Annotated in this window: 21 protein-coding genes; 7 read left to right on the plus strand and 14 right to left on the minus strand. The window is 44.8% G+C overall.

Features of this window, described 5'->3' with window-relative positions:
- Positions 1-30: 30 nt before the first annotated feature.
- The 5 genes from QHH00_01030 to QHH00_01050 form a co-directional block, all read right to left on the minus strand.
- Positions 31-1,137 carry a tRNA (guanine(10)-N(2))-dimethyltransferase gene (locus QHH00_01030; GenBank protein MDH7507968.1) on the minus strand — a complete coding sequence of 369 codons (1,107 nt, stop codon included), beginning with the start codon at positions 1,135-1,137 and terminating at the stop codon, positions 31-33.
- Positions 1,134-1,679 carry an NTPase gene (locus QHH00_01035; protein ID MDH7507969.1) on the minus strand — a complete coding sequence of 182 codons (546 nt, stop codon included), beginning with the start codon at positions 1,677-1,679 and terminating at the stop codon, positions 1,134-1,136. The genes QHH00_01030 and QHH00_01035 overlap by 4 nt, the downstream gene beginning before the upstream one ends.
- Positions 1,680-1,807: 128 nt before the next feature.
- Positions 1,808-2,194: a dihydroneopterin aldolase family protein gene (locus QHH00_01040; GenBank protein MDH7507970.1), complete on the minus strand. Its 387-nt coding sequence runs from the start codon at positions 2,192-2,194 to the stop codon at positions 1,808-1,810.
- A gap of 46 nt (positions 2,195-2,240) precedes the next feature.
- Entirely contained in the window at positions 2,241-2,900 is a 660-nt protein-coding gene (locus tag QHH00_01045) for an acetate--CoA ligase family protein (GenBank protein ID MDH7507971.1), read from the minus strand.
- Between the two features lie 164 nt (positions 2,901-3,064).
- The gene (locus tag QHH00_01050) at positions 3,065-3,619 is read right to left on the minus strand and encodes a 2-oxoacid:acceptor oxidoreductase family protein (GenBank protein ID MDH7507972.1); all 555 of its coding nucleotides are present in this window, start codon (positions 3,617-3,619) and stop codon (positions 3,065-3,067) included.
- Positions 3,620-3,734: 115 nt separating this feature from the next.
- On the opposite strand from QHH00_01050, the gene QHH00_01055 reads away from it, so the two are divergent.
- On the plus strand, positions 3,735-4,346 hold the full coding sequence (locus QHH00_01055; GenBank protein MDH7507973.1) for a superoxide dismutase: 612 nt from the start codon (positions 3,735-3,737) through the stop codon (positions 4,344-4,346).
- A gap of 239 nt (positions 4,347-4,585) precedes the next feature.
- Here the strand turns inward: QHH00_01055 and QHH00_01060 are convergent, their stop codons facing one another.
- The 3 genes from QHH00_01060 to QHH00_01070 are packed head-to-tail and all read right to left on the minus strand — an operon-like array spanning position 4,586 to position 6,775.
- Positions 4,586-5,410, minus strand: coding sequence for a 2-oxoacid:ferredoxin oxidoreductase subunit beta (locus QHH00_01060; protein ID MDH7507974.1), 825 nt, complete (start codon positions 5,408-5,410; stop codon positions 4,586-4,588).
- 1 nt (position 5,411) lies between these two features.
- Positions 5,412-6,530: a 2-oxoacid:acceptor oxidoreductase subunit alpha gene (locus tag QHH00_01065; GenBank protein MDH7507975.1), complete on the minus strand. Its 1,119-nt coding sequence runs from the start codon at positions 6,528-6,530 to the stop codon at positions 5,412-5,414.
- Positions 6,527-6,775 (minus strand): ferredoxin family protein, encoded by a 249-nt coding sequence (locus QHH00_01070; protein MDH7507976.1) that lies wholly within the window; start codon positions 6,773-6,775, stop codon positions 6,527-6,529. Before QHH00_01070 ends, QHH00_01065 begins: the two co-directional genes overlap by 4 nt.
- 184 nt (positions 6,776-6,959) lie before the next feature.
- Between QHH00_01070 and QHH00_01075 the strand changes: the two genes are divergently transcribed.
- Both QHH00_01075 and nadA read left to right on the plus strand, forming a co-directional pair.
- Positions 6,960-7,895, plus strand: coding sequence for an aldo/keto reductase (locus tag QHH00_01075; GenBank protein ID MDH7507977.1), 936 nt, complete (start codon positions 6,960-6,962; stop codon positions 7,893-7,895).
- An 81-nt stretch (positions 7,896-7,976) separates the two neighbouring features.
- The gene (nadA, locus tag QHH00_01080; protein ID MDH7507978.1) at positions 7,977-8,906 is read left to right on the plus strand and encodes a quinolinate synthase NadA; all 930 of its coding nucleotides are present in this window, start codon (positions 7,977-7,979) and stop codon (positions 8,904-8,906) included.
- A 98-nt stretch (positions 8,907-9,004) separates the two neighbouring features.
- On the opposite strand, the gene QHH00_01085 is transcribed toward nadA, so the two are convergent.
- The 3 genes from QHH00_01085 to QHH00_01095 all read right to left on the minus strand — a co-directional run bounded on the left by QHH00_01085 (position 9,005) and on the right by QHH00_01095 (position 10,814).
- On the minus strand, positions 9,005-9,637 hold the full coding sequence (locus QHH00_01085) for a LysE family transporter (GenBank protein ID MDH7507979.1): 633 nt from the start codon (positions 9,635-9,637) through the stop codon (positions 9,005-9,007).
- 217 nt (positions 9,638-9,854) lie between these two features.
- Entirely contained in the window at positions 9,855-10,529 is a 675-nt protein-coding gene (locus QHH00_01090; GenBank protein MDH7507980.1) for a hypothetical protein, read from the minus strand.
- A gap of 45 nt (positions 10,530-10,574) precedes the next feature.
- Complete coding sequence (locus QHH00_01095; GenBank protein MDH7507981.1) at positions 10,575-10,814, minus strand: Lrp/AsnC ligand binding domain-containing protein; 240 nt, start codon at positions 10,812-10,814, stop codon at positions 10,575-10,577.
- Positions 10,815-11,070: 256 nt separating this feature from the next.
- On the opposite strand from QHH00_01095, the gene QHH00_01100 reads away from it, so the two are divergent.
- Complete coding sequence (locus QHH00_01100; GenBank protein MDH7507982.1) at positions 11,071-12,261, plus strand: DUF438 domain-containing protein; 1,191 nt, start codon at positions 11,071-11,073, stop codon at positions 12,259-12,261.
- 223 nt (positions 12,262-12,484) lie between these two features.
- Here QHH00_01100 and QHH00_01105 read toward each other — a convergent pair whose 3' ends face one another.
- The 3 genes from QHH00_01105 to aspS form a co-directional block, all read right to left on the minus strand.
- Positions 12,485-13,018: a RusA family crossover junction endodeoxyribonuclease gene (locus tag QHH00_01105; protein MDH7507983.1), complete on the minus strand. Its 534-nt coding sequence runs from the start codon at positions 13,016-13,018 to the stop codon at positions 12,485-12,487.
- A gap of 12 nt (positions 13,019-13,030) precedes the next feature.
- Positions 13,031-14,296 (minus strand): hypothetical protein, encoded by a 1,266-nt coding sequence (locus tag QHH00_01110; GenBank protein ID MDH7507984.1) that lies wholly within the window; start codon positions 14,294-14,296, stop codon positions 13,031-13,033.
- 99 nt (positions 14,297-14,395) lie between these two features.
- Positions 14,396-15,700, minus strand: a complete 1,305-nt coding sequence (gene aspS, locus QHH00_01115; GenBank protein MDH7507985.1) for an aspartate--tRNA(Asn) ligase — start codon at positions 15,698-15,700, stop codon at positions 14,396-14,398.
- 193 nt (positions 15,701-15,893) lie between these two features.
- On the opposite strand from aspS, the gene QHH00_01120 reads away from it, so the two are divergent.
- The 3 genes from QHH00_01120 (at position 15,894) to tpiA (ending at position 18,119) form a co-directional block, all read left to right on the plus strand.
- Positions 15,894-16,124, plus strand: coding sequence for a ferredoxin (locus QHH00_01120; GenBank protein MDH7507986.1), 231 nt, complete (start codon positions 15,894-15,896; stop codon positions 16,122-16,124).
- Positions 16,125-16,306: 182 nt separating this feature from the next.
- Positions 16,307-17,449 carry a fructose-1,6-bisphosphatase gene (locus tag QHH00_01125; protein ID MDH7507987.1) on the plus strand — a complete coding sequence of 381 codons (1,143 nt, stop codon included), beginning with the start codon at positions 16,307-16,309 and terminating at the stop codon, positions 17,447-17,449.
- Complete coding sequence (gene tpiA / locus QHH00_01130; protein ID MDH7507988.1) at positions 17,439-18,119, plus strand: triose-phosphate isomerase; 681 nt, start codon at positions 17,439-17,441, stop codon at positions 18,117-18,119. The genes QHH00_01125 and tpiA overlap by 11 nt, the downstream gene beginning before the upstream one ends.
- Positions 18,120-18,255: the final 136 nt, after the last annotated feature.

Genomic DNA, 18,255 nt, shown 5'->3' on the forward strand with positions numbered 1-18,255 from the left:
CAGGTACGTCAACGAACGACGACGTCTCCATCACTTAGCAATTTCATCAATCCTCTCCATGACTTCCTTAAGCGAAAGATCTGTCTTGATGCCCCGTGGAGAAAAGTGCGTTCTCGACGCTTTTCCAGATTTTCGCAATTCTTCGAGAACATCATTCAAAGGAGGCGGTGAAATCTTCATGATCGACGAGATCTCGTCTATATCATAGAAATAGGGCAATTCATCGATCTCTTCCTTCCAGATCTCGAGATACTTGGCACATCGATTCCTGCAATGAAGAAAATCGTGCGGAACCATTCGAGTGAGGAGCTCTTTGTCAAAGAGCTTCCCGATCCAAAGTGGGCCGATTTGCCTGAGATCATCAGTTGCCGGAAATTTCCGCTCCTTTGAATTTTCATCATAGCCGATCAATCCTAATGTGCGCAACGATTGATCAGCATATCGAGCACCTTCAAGAAACTGCGCATGAATCCTGAAATAATGATCCGCGTAGAAACAAAGGAGTGGTTTGATCCCTCTATCAAATTTCGCGGCTTCTCTGACAAGATGTCCAATCAAAATCCGCAAGCCTATTTCATGCCCAAACGCGCAGCGCAATGGTTTCGCTCCATACCTTCTGATGCATTTATCTGGGTAGGTACCAGCGAGTGGCGCCGTGTCCGTCGCAGTGATGCTAATAATGCCTCTTCGTTTGCACCCTTGGATCCCTGATTGAATGAAAAATACTGGCGAGCCAAATGGATCAATGTCGATGTAGTCGTATGTTCGTTCACAGAGGAGGATTCTTATGTCTGACTGGCAGGGAATACAATTTTTCAAGCCATTGAGTTCAATGTTCCTCTTGATGTATTCGAAAGCTTCCCTGCTCCTATCATTGATGATAAATTCGAAGTTCCCTGGAGACTCATTGGCTATTCTAATAGCTCTAACCCCCGTTCCTGCAAGTCCGTCCAGAGCCGTTCCTTTGAACCTCAAGGCTTCGAAGAACATAACGCTTATGTCCCTGCTAAAAGCGGCCTGCTGATTATAGAAGACCTCACCGACACGCTTACCAGGGCCTTTCAGCGTGTATTCTTTGGGAACGAGAACTCTTGTTTTCCCTTCTATAATTTCAACTGCAGGTGATATCTCACTCACAGGAGTTCTCCTTTCATCAACTTCATGATCTTATATGGCAACAGATTCCGATTGATTGGCGTTACTTCTAGAATCCTTACATCATCCCTTCTCCGTATGTCTTGGAGAAGGGGATTCCTTGATTTCTTGTGCAAGGTCAACAATAGAGGTTTTTCAATTTCCAGTGCCGCTTTAACAGCATTGACAAATTTTTCGCTTTCAACCTCCATTTTTCCAACCTCATCGATTACAACAACATCTGCAGTCTCACACGCTTTCAGTATCGCTTCAACACCGACTTCCTCCAAGGCGCTGAGATCGACGCCAAATTTCCCAACCATGAATTTGCTTCGAATCTCCGTACTCGCCAGTATTGCTTTCCGTTTTGTTTGCCAGTCGATTACATAAAAGCCGAGCCGCTTGTTATCTTCAATGATTGGTTCAGTGATCATTCCCCCTACTTTCATCTCACTGGCTTCAAGCATCTCGATAACTTTGAGAAGGGCGTGCGTTTTACCAGCGCCAGGTAATCCAGTAATACCAATTTTTATTCCCTTGCTCATTATTTCCACCGAAATTTCAAATATTATATCATACAACTAGGTAGTGAATGTACCAATCCGTATGGCAATTCAATGTTTATTATCTTTTTGTTGAATTAAAAAAGCTAAACGCCAGCATAAGCGCGGTCTCATAACGTTTCAATGATTTCTTTGATAAACATAAGCGGATAATTTAGTTCTTCAATATATTTCATTTCGGCAATAACTTTTACCTCATCAATTCTGATCACGACACTTACTTCTAGCATTTGCCCAGTGAGGGTCTGATAATCATACTCATTGCGCTTTTTTCTCAGACCCTTGCGATCGATCCTCACGCTCACCTCTTCAACGAATGGTTGCACACGAACACCGTCCTCAATAGCCCTTTCGAGGCTCTCAACATTCGACGAGCTGATCGGTGTTCCGACGAATTGATGATAGATCGTTCCCAACTTGATCCCAGCCTCAAAAGCAGCCCGTTCTCTCTTCGTGCATTTGAAGTACTTCGATGCGAGTTCATCCCTACTTGTCAACCAATCGCCCCACGATTTTCAATGAATGATCTCATAATCAAATATATCAATTAAGAGGTTCCAATACGAGTTTCGCATCAATTACGATCGTATCGTATTCTCTCACAAAAACTGGATTGAGATCGAGCTGATTAATATGCTCCTCATACTCGTCACCAAATCTTGCAACCTTCACCAGAAGATTGAGGAGCGATTCTCTATCTGTTTTCACGTTTCTGAAGCCGCGAAAAAGCTTCTGTGCCTTGATTTCATCGATCATTTCTTCAGCATCAAATCTGGTGATGGGGACAAGTCTGAAGGAAACATCATTGTATAGTTCAGTTAATACCCCACCAATTCCAAACATGATACTCATGCCAAATGTCTTATCCTTGACGAGTCCTACAATGACTTCAACTCCTGGCTTTTCCATCGGTTCAACGAGGACGGACGCACCAGGAAATCTTGACGTAATGATATCGTGATATCGACGAAGTTCCTCTCGGTTTCTTACATTTAAGAAAACACCGCCAACATCGGTCTTGTGCATGATGTCTGAAGAACAGACTTTGACCGCCACAGGAAAATTGATTTCAGCTGATTCGATTTGATCGCGACTCAATATAGTGAAGTTCGTCGTCTTTATACCGTAATCCCTCAGTATTGTTTTTACCTCATATTCTGAAAGGTTTCTTCGTCCTTGCTGTCTCAGCTCTACTATGTCCATGTTATTCCCCAGCCACGGGCAACAACTTCATGGATATTATCTTTTACCCGCGTGTTTTTTGGCAACTTCGAATAAGGATAATATCCCTATGGAAAAGTGGAAAATCTGAATGCTAGGTTGATGGAAGATTGGATGGTAGTGTTGATTTCAAATGATTCTGATTCTCAATGTAGAGCTGTTAAAGCCTTTCCAAGCTTGAAACCGATGTCAAAGGCCTCTCTGTTCAATTCAAACGTTCCTGACGGTGAAATGTCCCGCAATGACTGAATCATCGATCTTTTGCTGATGATTTTGGAGAGATAGACAAACGCTCCGAGCATAATGATATTTGCAATAATTGGCTTTTGCAATTCTCTCGCTTTTCTGATAGCAGGTACCTCGTAATACCTAAGATCGGGCCTCGCCACAACTGCATCAGCGTCGAGGACTACAATCGTGTCAGATTTTGTATCCTGGATAAACTGCTCATACGCTGGTTGTGACATCAAAACTAGAAAATCAGGTTTTTCGACAAAGGGGTAAAATTCGGCTCGGTTTGAAATTCTGACATCGCATTTTGCAGTCCCACCTCGTGCCTCGGGCCCGTAGGACTGGGTCTGCACAGCAAATAGCTCTTTCCCTCCTTTCTTTTCATAAAGGGCGGCAGCTCTTGCAAGCGCAATACCTGAGAAAATGATTCCTTGGCCCCCTACACCCCCAAATCGGACAGAAATTAACATCCCAACATGTAATTCTCAATCAGATTCATATAGGTCACTGAGATCAAATAGGCGCGATGATAGGCCAAAAGATGAAATAGGAGCAGCTTCCATTGAAACTATTGGTGTGGATCTTATGGAAGGCAACGGGTTTTACTCGCTTCCAAAATTGAAATATGGATATCAGGAGCTAGCACCGAATATCTCGGAAGAACAACTGACTATACACCACGACAAACATCATCAGGCATATGTCACTGGTGCAAATACAATTCTTGAAAGGCTGGATAAAGCAAGAAGGGAGAATGTTGAAATCGATATGAAATCAACGCTAAAGGAATTATCTTTTCATATCGGCGGGCACGTCCTCCATTCTTTGTTCTGGGACAATTTGGCCCCGGCACCAAAAGGAGGGGGATCGCCGGGTGGGCGCTTGGCTGATGTACTTATGAAAGAATTTGGCAGCATTGAGCGTTTCAAGAAGGAATTTTCACAGGCGGCGAACAGCGTAGAAGGATCTGGATGGGCAGCACTTGTCTTTTGCAGATTGACGAAACGTCCCCTCATTATGCAAATTGAGAAGCACAACGTTAACATTTATCCTGGATTTCGGATTCTAATGGTACTCGACCTTTGGGAGCATGCTTACTACATAGATTACAGGAATGTCCGGGCTAAATTCGTAGATGCATTTTGGAACATCGTCAACTGGGATGAAGTGGAGAAGAGACTGTCTGAGGCCCTCTAGATAAAAGAGATGGAAAAAATCCAAGGACGGTCTTCTCGCACAACTTCAAAGACTGGTCACGAGTACTATTCGACATAACACATCGTCAATGGCATAGATCGATTCTGGACCAAGACAACAATGCTCCGTCTATTCCCATCGCTCACCAGATATCGAATGGTGCTATAATTGGGTATAGAGACTCGTAATATTGATTGCAGGCTTGCAGCGCGATAACCCAGTAAGATTATCGAACAATTTCATACCTGAACAGCATCCGATTTCACTGATCTCAAAACCTCAGCGAGAGAAGGTCGGTCCCGTTCAACGAACTCTCCAACAGTGATTTGCCCTTTGATGTTCAAATCGACTGGGTCGAGATCCCATAATCTCGTTTTCTCTCTTCGGACTGTCTTGACTCTCAACCATTCGTACATCTGTTTTGGATCTCCCATCTTGTTCCGTCTACCGAAACCAGTGGGACAAGGGGAGACGATCTCAACGAACGAGAATCCCTTTTTCGTAAGCGCTTTTTTCATAGAGCCAATGATTTCTTTTACATTTCTGACAGTCCACCTCGCGACAAAATTCGCACCCGCGGTGACGGCAAGTTCCGCAAGATCGAATGGATATTCTTTGTTGCCGTATGGGGTAGTAGTACTGAATGCGTTATACGGTGTCGTCGTTGACGCTTGGCCACCAGTCATGCCATATATATTGTTGTTGATACAAAAGACGGTCATTTCTGCGTTCCTTCTGCTCGCATTGATAAAATGATTCCCTCCTATCGCGCCGAGATCTCCGTCCCCGGTGAAAACAATGACTTTTAGATCTGGATTCGCCAAATTGATCCCTGTCGCAACGGCAAGAGCCCGGCCATGGGTCGTGTGTATTGAATCTGCGCGGATATATCCCGGGACTCTCGAACTACAGCCAACACCCGAAACAAAAACAACTCGATCCTGGTTTAAATTCAATTCCGAAAACGCCCTATAGAAACAATTCATGACTGTGCCTATCCCACATCCAGGACAAAATATCGTGGGCCACCGATCCTTTCTATACAAATCAAAAAAATCTTCCAAATCAACCACCCTTGAGAAACTTCGCAATTTCCTCCGGAGTGTGGACTTCCCCACCCAATTTTGAAAACAACCTTACCTTAGTACACCCTGCCGTGCACGCGATCCTCTGAATTTCGCGATAGAGCTGCCCCATGTTCATTTCGAGAACTATGATTTCCGTTGCGTGCTCGGCAATCTCAATAATCTGTTTTTCAGGGGTCGGCCATATAGTCTTGAGCTGGAGTAGTCCAATTGACCCATTGTATTTGAGCACCTCTCTCGCTGCGAGGGCCGGAGACCCATATGCCACAATGAATTTTTCGGCGTTCTCATTGAAAATTTGGGTACGGCAAATTTTGTCTCTGTTTTTAAGGATTTTTTCCGAGAGTCTCATAACGAGTTCCTGGTGAACTTCGGGGTCATTTCTGGGATATCCAGCGATATCGTGTGAAAGACCTGTGACGTGTACGCGGAATCCCCTGCCAAAAACTGGGAATTTTGGAACTAGTGAATCGTCATAAGCAAATCCATCATGCCAAACCCTATCCGTTCGGATTTTTCGATTGATGACCTCGAGTTTCTCAGGAACCTTGACTTTTCCACGCATGTGGCCGACTTCCGCATCTGAGAGGACGATAACAGGTACGCGGTATTCCTCTGAGAGGTTGAATGCCTCAACCGTCATATCGAACATATCCTGAACCGTAGCTGGAGCGAGGGCGATGATCTCGTAGTCGCCATGAGATCCAAACTTCGCCTGCATGACATCTCCTTGTGAGGGGAGGGTTGGCAATCCTGTTGATGGCCCGCCTCGCATCACGTTCACGACAACAAGTGGCGTTTCAGTCATCGCCGCATAACCGATACTCTCCTGCATAAGGCTAAACCCAGGACCTGAAGTTGCAGTCATTGCTTTTGCGCCGACCCACGAAGCACCGATGACGGCGGAAATGGAGGCGATTTCGTCCTCCATTTGTATAAAAATCCCATCCTCCTCAGGGAGTCTGAGTGCCAACCTTTCTGCGATTTCTGTTGAAGGAGTTATGGGATACCCAGCAAAAAATCGTAGACCGGCGGCAATAGCGCCCTCTGCACATGCCTCGTTACCCTGCAGAAAATATGTACCCTCAGGCAGCCTCATCGGTCTTTTCCTCCTGGTGTGTCCCAATCGAGCGCGTGATCGGGGCAGGTCAAAATGCACATCTCGCACACCGCCTTTTTCTTATCTTTTCGCTCCCAGTTCGCGCACTTCTCAGGAGAATCAACAACTGGAAGAAAATACCCTCTTTCGCTAAGTGAAGAGCCTTGTTTAAAAACACGCCGAGGGCAAACCAATATACAAAGCCCACATCCCTTGCAATATTCAGGATTGACTCGGACTTGCATGGTTTCCGCTCTAATCTACCAATCATCCTCGTGCGATTTATACATTTACACGTGATACAAAGACCCTGGCTACCCGCTATCCAGACATTTTCTTGTGATTTGTGGTAACTCGAGGTTTCCAACTTATACCATGCCGACGGAGGTAAGAATCGTTTTTTTAAGAGATATCACGATATTCCCACCCGTGGAGTATAGGCAGCTTGGGAAAAGCGATCTGAAGATTTCCGCGATCAGTCTAGGGGCATGGCAATGGGGCATGGGCTTGTACTGGGGATACAAAAAGATGCTCAGAAAAGATGATATCTTCCTTGCGAAAGAGAAGGCAGTTGAATTGGGAGTCAACTTTATTGACACTGCGGAAGTTTACGGGTGGGGGGCTTCAGAGAGGGTTATCGGCGAAATCATTTCGAGAAAAGATGGGATGTTTATCGCCACAAAGTACTTTCCTTTCAGGCTCACCTCAGATGCCGTATTTCGGGCGGTAGAAAAGAGTTTGCGAAGGTTGAGGACTAATACCATTGACTTGTATCAAATTCATTTTCCCAATCCACTCCAGTCCATTTCGAGACTCATGAGAAATATGGAGCTCCTGATTAAGCGGGGGAAAATTCGGTACATTGGTGTGAGCAATTATGGAATACAGTGGCTTGAAAAGGCCCGAGAAGCGCTCTCTTTCAGCGATATCGTATCGAATCAAATCCATTACAGCTTGATCTACAGATATCCAGAAACAAATGGATTGCTTGATTATTGTAAGAAAAATAGGATTGGCGTTATCGCTTACAGTCCGCTCGAGCAGGGACTTCTTTCAGGGAGATATCTCACAAGTGGAAAGATCACTGGATTGAGGCGCCTCAAACCTTCGTTTTCTCGAAGAAATATAAGAAGGTTGGAACCCTTGATTGCGGCATTAGAAAAGGCGGCATCTGCTCATTCCAAATCAATCGCGCAGGGAGCGCTCAACTGGGTTATTCGTGATAAGAATATCATTGCAATTCCTGGTGCAAGAAATGCAGAGCAGATTGAATCAAATTGCGGAGCCGTTGGCTGGAGCTTTACCGATGAAGAGTTATTTTCAATCGAAAGAGCTTATCAACGCTACGCCCGCTTGCGGGGCTAACTGGATATTTATTAGGCGTCCATCGAAAAACCATCAGGATAGACCGTTTCAATACTTCAGAGGCAAGCAACTTTTTATACGATGCCTCTTATCCGAGGAAAGATGTCTGAGCGGGAACGTATCCTTGAATTGAAAAAGGAAAAGAATGCCGTAATTCTCGCACATAACTACCAGAGACCAGAAGTTCAAGATATCGCAGACTTCGTCGGAGATTCGCTCGGACTCTCCAAGGAAGCTTCTAAAGTCGAAGCCGATGTGATCGTCTTTTGTGGTGTGGACTTTATGGCGGAAAGTGCTAAGATTCTTAACCCACAAAAGATCGTTGTGCATCCTGAGCCAAAGGCAAAATGTCCGATGGCAGCGATGTGTGAAGTAGAAGAGTTGATCGATTTAAAGAGAAAGCACCCATCTGCGAAAGTCGTGGGCTACGTAAATACAACGGCCGCTTGCAAGACAGAAATGGACATCTGTTGTACATCATCGAATGCCGTAAAAGTCGTTGGCGCATTGCCTGAAAAAGAGATCATCTTCGTACCAGATGAAAACCTTGGAAAATATGTTCAACGGTTCGTGAAGGATAAGAATATCATTTTGTGGCCAGGATTCTGCCCCACTCATGATTCAATCACACCCGATCAGGTCAAGAAAGCAAAAGAAATGCATCCTGATGCCGTTGTCATTGTACATCCTGAGTGCCGCCCTGAGGTCATCGATCTTGCAGATGCTGTGAAATCGACCGAGGGGATGGTCAAGTTCGTGAAGGCCTCCAGCACAAGAGAATTTATTATCGTGACAGAAAAAGAGCTCATTTATCGACTGAAGAAAGAAAATCCTGAAAAGACGTTCTACAGTATTCCTGGGGCCGTCTGCCCGACAATGAAAATGATCACTTTATCGTCAGTCTTGAGGGCGCTAGAGAATCTCGAACCGCGCGTCGAGCTCGACGAAGAAACATTAAGAAAAGCAAGATCTCCTCTCGAAAGGATGATGGAGATAGGTCGGGGAGACTGAGGATATTCTATAAGAAAACCGTTTCTGATGGCACTATTTTTGAACATTGAAAAAAATCGTTCTCCAAAATTCTACTTTAGCTCTTGCGGAGCTCTCTCTTAAACGATTCTTGCGATCGAACTGAGTATGAAATAGAGGCCAAAAAATATCATTATTAGCCCTGAAGTTATGAACAAATATCGATGCTTCTTCTCATCCCATAGCTTTTTCGATTTGTAAATAAAGGTGGATACGAACTGGTACCAAGCAAAGTCGCAACTGATATGGACGATTGCAAAAATCGGTAGCATGATGAGACCGAATTGTATCGCACCGATGATAAGCGCTGCACCAACTGTTGCCCACCATAGCAAAAAATAGGGATTGATTGCAGTTGTTATCATCCCTGACACAAATGAGCCGTAAATGGGAGTGTTTCTATCTTCGAGTGCGACCGTCTTTGGTGGAAACAATAGATCCTTGCTCATATAAAAGAGGAGGATACCACCAAGGAGACCGATGGCTGTAAAGACCAGATCATCTTTGAAAATGGTATCTAAACCGAAGAAAATAGCAGCAATCAGAGGGAATTCCACTGCCGCGTGACCGCTGGCAATTTTTATACCGGCCTTAAAGTCTTCGTAACCCTTTGCAATTGTTATTGCAAATACGGGACCTGGCATGATGACACCAGACAAGCTTATGAGGACGACTGTCGCCAAAAAGACAATAGGCGAGTCTGTTTGTATCATATACGAAGCAAGCAATCGAATGATCGTATAAATTTTTTCGATGCTAGCGGGGAAAGGATGAATCAACTTGTGTCGCAAAAACAAATACAGATTGATTGTGGAATCCCAGTTCTATTCTCTGCTGTTCGCATTTTTGAATCAAAGAAGACCTAAAGAGCACGAAGTCAATGAAAACATGTGGGGACAATCTTGTTGAGGAAATTAGGATATGGAACGTTTACAGATACCATTGCCTGCACCGGTTAAAGTAATCAACTGGATCAGTTTCCTTGACTGCGCCCCTCTCTACATCGATTATAAAGACGCTGTGGATTCTCGAGTTATATATCTCTTCGATACTGACTGGCGGGTTTGAATAATACATATCGCAATATCGTTTGATCTCGAGAACCTCTTCTTCTGTCCTAAACCGCGGAGGCCTTATGAAACACTCTGGTATCGGGAGAATATAGTGGGGAGGGGTGCCAAGCGAGAACTTGTTGCAATAGTTACTATACCTTGCAATTTTACTAGCAATTCTTGCTTTGATGTAATCGGTAGGATCGAGAGCATGTGATGGTGGTACATATCCCGTCTCTATCTCGACGATGAGAGTTCCCAGTCCTTTGACTGCCCAAATATCACAAGCTAGATTTTCCCTAATGTCGTATTCGAGCTTGACCTCATATCCATTCAAGATAAGGTTTTTTGCAACGACGAGTTCAAGGACAGAATGATTAATCTTCAACATATTTTGATTTCTGAGCTCGATTAGTCGAGTAACAAGACTGAGAAGTTTGTCCCTCGCTTCGACTGGTGTGTTAGCCACAAGACGACCAAAAAGAACTTCGAGGTCCTTCTCAAACTCGTTCAGGGAATCACCGTCGATCGATTGGATAATTCTGTGAAACATGATGGGGCCATGGATACAGGCCTGTAATCTTTATTCTAATATCTTTCATTTTCCTCGTCTGCTAACAATCAGCGTGAGAGTTGATCGAATCGCACCAATCTGTCTTATCTTTTGAGTAATGAGGCCTTCAAGACTTTCCATTGTTTCAGAATCTAGTTTTGCGACGACATCATATACACCGTACACCAGGTAAATTTCTTTGACCTCAGGGAGTTTCGAAAGCGAATCAATAACTTCGCCCTCTTTTCCAATTTCTGTATTTATCAACACAATTGCACTTAGCATTTTATCGGTAACATATTACTCTCCTCGCAATATTTATATTGCTCTAGATTCGCAATAGATAAGAACTGGGCTGACTCGTTAATAATTTGAACAATCAACTAATTCAACCATAATTGACAATCATATTTTCTCGGAGAATTGCAGAATATTGAAATACTGGGAGGGGCATAAATTTTGGTTCACGCATAGCATCGAAAAGCGTTCGATGTTTCGTTCGCTTGTTGTGAATAAGCGGTCATGATTGGAGGTTTGCGAAATGAGTGGACAGAGCAATGAGGCGAAAAAGATAGTCAAAGAGATCATCGAAGATTTGAAGCGCGGAAAGAAAGTAGCGGAAGTTAAGGAACGGTTCAAGCAAGTCCTATCCAAAGTTGATAGAGGCGATATTACAATCATTGAAGATGCACTCGTTAAAGAAGGCGTACCGATCGAGGACGTTAAGAGATTGTGCGAAGTGCACGTGGCAGTCTCGCGTGAAATATCGGATGAGAGGCCCATGGTTGGACCAGGCCATCCGATTTTCATTCTATTGGAAGAACACAAATATGTGAAAGATGTCGCAGACGAGATTTCCAGATTGCTTCCTTCATTATTAAAAGAGAATGAGGTAGAGGAAACAGTCAGGCGTCTCAGAGAAATAGTAGAGCACCTTAAAGAATATAACAAGCATAAGGTCAGAGAAGAGAATGCACTTTTCCCTATGATTGAAAAACACGGTGTGACCCAGCCGCCTGCTGTAATGTGGTCTGAACACGATCAGCAGAGAGCACTTATAAAAGAGATTGCTGCACTGCTCAACCAAAATGATGTGTCCTCATTGGACACGCAGAAACTTGCGTCGGCGCTACGCTCAATCTCGGAAATGGTCATGGCTCATTTCTATAAAGAGGAAAATATACTATTTCCGACCGCTTTGAAACTCATCAATGAAACCGAATGGAAACAGATCAAAGAATCGATGGACGATCTAGGGTACTGCTACTTCACACCGAGCCAAGCTATTGGCACTGTTGAAGGGGCAGTAGCTGTCAGAGAAGTCAAAGGTGCCGAGATTACACTCGAAACCGGGACTCTTACACTTGAACAACTGGAGGCTATCTTTGCTCACTTACCTATCGACATCACATTCGTCGATGATAAAGACTCGGTGCGATTTTTCAATCAGACCCGTGAAAGGATATTTCCGAGAACAAAGGCCATCATAGGCCGCAAAGTGCAGAAGTGCCATCCACAGAAGAGTGTTGAAATTGTTGAAAGAATCCTCAATGACTTCAGAGCGGGAGCAAGGGACTCAGCGAAATTCTGGATTCATTTGGGGGACAGGTACGTCCTCATACAGTACTTCGCTGTGAGGGGCAAAGACAATAGATACCTTGGTTGCCTCGAAGTGACACAAGATATCGCACCTATAAAGAAAATAGAGGGTGAAAAGAGACTCCTAGATTAGTGGACCAAATGCAATTGAGAATATGGACTAAATAGAGGGGTAAACAACTGCGGGAACCGATATGATTAATAGGTGCGATATTTCTATATATGGCCACGTATATAAAACAATACAAGAGGGGCCCGATATTCCAGGATGAAGAGAAGAGGGTCAGCTGATCCCGCTTGGGACATGATGAACCCTATGAGTGCAGATTTCTGGGCCTCTCATCCATTTTCTCCAACTATTGTCGGAGTCGTCTTACAGCAATGCGTACACCTGGCGACTCTCTGTCAACCGCGTAACGTTTCTTTGTAATGATCGACACGACCTGGGAATCATCTGGAATTAATACTTTAGCCAATCCATCCAAAACTGTCCTGACGAGTTTGTCGACATCAGGCCTTCTTGTATTGAGAATTATCTTTTTCGGGAGACTCTTTGGCCTCTGAAAAACAAACTCAGCTTCGACCTCATATCCAAATCGCGGATCAGGGGAATAAAAGGATACCGCTCTCTTTTCATTCGCGTGTTGCGCTTCCGTTGCGATCCTCAGCTGCCATTTTTTCGTGTCCTTGTTGCCATGTATCGTTACAACCCTGTCAATTTTCTTCACGTAATAAGAGCGGGTACTTCCCTGGGGCTTCGGGTCTCCGCAAACAAAAAATTCGATAAAGTCCTCATTCTCATCTGGAGGCAGATAATGATCGATGTCGTCAGCTGGACTCGCTTCATATGCCTGATCCATCTGCCCATCCTTGTTTTCACGGCCAGCCATTATGAGGGACACTCAGTTTGACGAACCATTAAACTTTCTATTGGTAGATATTTGAGACTTTTCATATTCCGTGTTTCTTTCAATAAAGGGCGTTGTCCTGAGAGCGAGCCTAACGGTATCAAGGAGCATGACTGTCCCGATGAACACGAGAATAAACCCTGCAATCCAGCTCCAAGGGTAATCAAACAACGGAACCCCATTGACATTATTCTTGCTGAATGCTAAAGCCGCAAAAAATGGGACGTAGGTGGTAAAACAACGGAACGCCACTTTTTTGTTCTCGACCGCCCACACGATCAGCATTAGAATCGGAAAGATGTAGTATCCCATTGCAGTCCTCGGATAAAACAGAAGAAATGCCACAACAATAACAAGAGTCCCGCTCCAAAAGCCGAGTTTTTTCTTTGCTACGTAATAAATCGAGATTGACAGCGCAATAGCGAGTGTGATCAGGAGAACGCTACGAGGGATGGAGAGGCCGCCCATCGCAAGAAACCCCCATAAACTATCCCCGCCCGCAGGGCCAGTACCCCCTTCTAGAAAATAATAACTGGGGAAGGACAGAAACTCGCCAGGTGTAACGATCAAAAAAGGTATGGAAATCACAATAGAAACAATGACGATAATCAAAAGATGGGCCAAGCGCTCCCGCCGCTTTTTTACAGCGAGAAACAAACTTGGATAAAGCATCACCGAAAACACCTTGGTCCAAATGCCAATTGCAACCAGCGCTGCTGATAGTTTGAAACGCCTGTGAAGAGCCAAAATCGCTGAAAGGAAGAAAAGAAAAACGACGATCGATTCATCTTGTATACCAAAAGTCGATTCAACCGTTTCAAATGGTACTGCATAAATGAGGAGTGCACACGCAAAAGCCTTGTAATCATCCCATTTTCTCAACCCATAGTAAAACAAAAGTGCAGTTAAAATCTGATATGAAGAAAAATAGATTTCGTAGATCCAGTCTTCACCGCCGAGTAACTGGGCGGGTAGCATAAAATAAACGATGAGGGGTGGAGACTCGCATCTGATGTCGCGATAAAGCCATCCTCCGTCGAGCACGGTCTGAGTCCGTTCCCTGTAATAAGGAACATCTGGCGTGGGTCCGACAATCTCTGTTAATGGCTCCCTTACAATCAGTTGATCGACCGTGATGAGGGCGCCGAGATAGACGATACCGACTAAAAGAATCACATATGCTCTTCTATCGGGTTCAACCGAGCGCAATTTTTCCTGAAGGGCGTCTAGTTTTTTGTTCAATACCTGATTATATGACACGACTCCTCACCTCTCCCATTTATTAGGACACGACTGCTTGTTTGATGTGCTGTATCCTCTTTGGCAATCACCGCGGCCTTTCAATCCCAGTCCTGTTTGTCATGGGGAAAGACGATTTCTGTCCCTCGGGAAGAGAATCGTCTCCCTGATATTCGGGAGGTTCAACATCTTCTGGATGAGGCGCTCTAGCCCTATCCCCCACCCTCCATGAGGTGGCATCCCATATGCAAATGCATTCAAGTAAAATTCAAACGACGCAACATTAAGTCCCTTTTTCGTCATTCTCTCAACAAGTCGGTCATAACGATGCTCTCGTTGACCTCCCGACGCAATTTCCTGGCCCTTATAATCAAGGTCAAATGAATGGGAAAAGGGCGTGCCGTCCTTTTCCATAATATAGAAAGGTTTCAGTTTCTCTGGATACTCGATTATCCAATACATCTCATAACCCTTGGACATCATCACCTCGCCAAGTAGCTTCTCCTCTTCTGTACCGATATCCTCCCCTTCCTCAATATCTCTACCCTCTGATGATAGAATATCTAGAACTTCAGTATACGTAAGTACAGGATAGGGGGACCTGGGGATAGTGACGGTTGTCCCGATCAGCTCGATGAGATCCTTGCAAGAATCAGCGATATTTTTGATCACGTATTGCATACAGCCCTCGATTACATTTAAAACGTCTCGTTGAGAGTCGATAAATGCCATTTCTCCATCAAAGCTGATGAATTCAGAGACATGCCTTACCGTGTCGGAAGGCTCAGCACGAAATGCTGGCGCAATTTCATACACACGATCAAGGCCGGTTGACATGAGCATTTGTTTATAGAGTTGCGGACTCTGCGCAAGATAGGCAATCTTATCGAAGTACTGGATGGGGAATAGAGTTGCACCCCCTTCTGCTCCGGATGCAACAATCTTCGGCGTGAAAACTTCAACAAAGTCATTATCTACAAGATATTTATCGATAAGCTGCGCCACGATCGATTTGATCTGAAAAATGGCCCTTATTTCCGGTTTTCTTAAATCAAGGAACCTGTTGTTGAATCTTGTTTCCATCTCAACGTTCACTTTATCGACAACCCCCATGGGCAGGGGCGCCATCGCTTTGCTGAGGATCTCGCAGCTTTTCGGAACGATTTCAAACCCCATTCTCGCCTGCTTACTTTCTTTAACAGTGCCGTAAATGGACACTACGGATTCCCTGGTGATTCCAGTGAGTGTTTCATACAAATCCTGAGGAGTGTCTTTTTTCCGCATGGCAATCTGAAGGGTACCATATCTATCCCTCAAAATAACAAACGAAATGCCACCGAGATTCCTGATTTCCTGCACCCATCCCCTGACAACGACTTCCTTCCCCAGATCACTAGCGCTTATCGACCTCGAACTCCTCAACATCGATTGTCCGTTCATCTCAATACCGTGCCGGAAATGTGTTCCCGGAATATATAAATGGTAAAGTCTGCGAGAAATCCGAGGAACTTTGGATTGAAGGATACAAGTTGATAGAGAACTTCACAACGCCAGATTTGAATTTCAATTTAAACAAAAACCGAAAACAATAATATCCTTTCGTTCCATAACACATCTCATGTCTCCAAAAGTAGATATCGATAGGGAAGAATGTACTGGCTGTGGCCTCTGCTATAATGACGAGTGCCCAGAAGTTTTTGTTGAGGGTGACGATGGCCTTTCAGATGTCCAAGAAAAATATCGTGCAGGTGAGCCGGGACAGGGGCAGATTCCAGAGGAATTAAAAGACTGCGCAAAGAGAGCAGCAGAGGCTTGTCCTGTTAACGCAATCGTGGTGCTGGAAGATTAAATCGTTCGAATGTATCACCTTTTTTTAATCCTTTTTCGACGATAAAGTCTAGCGAGTTAAACCCAAATTTAGAAGTATAGAATGAGCATGCACTGCTATCTTTACTGTCTAAAACAGCAACACAATGTAAATGTTTTATACAGACGGTTGTATTTTCGGATTGCAGAGGATTGGGATTGGAAATGACGAACAAAGTCACAGTTTCTGTTATAAAAGCGGATGTCGGATCGGTTGCTGGACACTCTCGTCCCCACCCAAAGATGATGGAGAAATGCAGGGAAACATTGATGAATGGCGTCAAGAGCGGTGTAATCGAGGACTTTTATGTCACGAGAGTTGGCGATGATATCAATCTCTTCATATCTCACCGAAGGGGTGAAAACAACAGCGAAGTTCATCATCTAGCCTGGGAAGCTTTTCAAGAAGCTGCCCGAATTGCAAAGGATATGAGGTTATATGCGGCTGGCCAGGACATTCTAAAGGAGGCGTTTAGTGGCAACATTAGGGGAGCGGGGCCTGGGGCTGCGGAAATGGAGTTTACAGAAAGACCGTCAGAGCCGGTGCTGTTTTTTATGGCTGATAAGACTGAACCTTCCTCGTTTTCGCTCCCACTGGCGAGAATCTTCATGGACCCGTTCACTACAACAGGCCTCGTAATCGACCCTCGTGTACACCTCGGGTTCAAATTTGAAATTGTCGATCTATATGAATCAAAGAAGATAATCATGAGTGCACCCGAGGAGAGCTATGACATTTTAAGCCTCCTGGGCGATACAACCAGATACGCGATTAAGAGAGTTTACAGCAGGATCGATGAAATTGGTATAGCGGCTGTCGTTAGCACGGAGAAACTCAATTTTGCCGCTGGAAAATATGTCGGAAAGGATGATCCCGTCATGATCGTTCGCTGTCAAAGCGGATTGCCAGCGGTTGGAGAGGTACTACAACCCTTCATGTTCCCGCAGCTCGTAGCTGGATGGATGCGCGGTTCCCATTACGGTGCTTGGTATCCATGTTCAGTCGAGGACTCTGATCCCTCATTCTTCGATGGCCCGCCACGCATCGTTTGCCTCGGCTTCCAAATAAGTAATGGAAGATTTCAAGGTGTTGAAGAACCAGGTTCGCCGGCTGGCGTCCACACGCCTATTGATTATTTTGCTGGAAGCGTTTGGGATGAGGCAAGAAGAAGAGCCATCAGAGTAAGCGTCTACATGAGAGGACATGGACCATTCATGCCGGGTATTTTATCTCCTGAGGAAATGGAATACACAACGAAGCCGTCTGTTCTGAAGAAGCTCAAGGAAAGGATGGTCGATGCCGACTAAGATCTCGACTCCAGCGATCGTCGTTAACTTCAAAACGTACAAAGAGGTGGAAGGCTATCGGGCTCTTTCGATTGCAAGGACCTGTCAAGAAGTTTCAAAGAGTATGGGTGTTTGTATCCCGGTGTGCCCCCCTATCGTCGAGCTCTCATTGATCGCCTCTTCGGTAAACATCCCTGTCCTATCCCAACATGTGGATCCGATTGATGCTGGAGCGCAAACGGGATGGGTTACCCCATCGAGCGTTAAAGCGGCCGGAGCGGCTGGTTCCTTACTGAACCATTCAGAAAGGAAGATGATCTTCTCCGACATCGCAAAGGCAATTTCTATGTGCAGGGAAGCTGGTCTCCAAACCATCGCCTGCGCAGACACAGCTGAAGCGGCGGGTGCAATTGCATTCTTCAGACCAGACTTTATTGCGGTGGAACCTCCGGAGTTGATTGGCGGGGATGTGTCGGTCACGACTGCTAAGCCCGATATCGTCACTAACGCGATCGCCTCAGTGAAAAGAGTTAACGAAAAAATACCAGTATTTTGTGGTGCAGGGGTTAAGACAGGAGAAGACGTCAAAAAGGCTATTGAACTTGGAGCAGACGGGGTGTTATTAGCCTCTGGTGTAGTCAAATCCTCTGATGTAAGGGGCTCTCTTGAAAATCTAATCAGGTATCTTTGAATGCAATTTCCATTTACACGGAGATCATTTTCAGCGCCCTCCTCCTATTGTTCAAAAACGGTCCAATGAGTGACATCTAAATCAGATCTAGAGAAGATTAAGATTAACTGTATACGGCTTAATTAAAATCTGGATT

The sequence above is a fragment of the Methanomassiliicoccales archaeon genome (assembly GCA_029907465.1).
GTDB lineage: Archaea > Thermoplasmatota > Thermoplasmata > Methanomassiliicoccales > JACIVX01 > JACIVX01.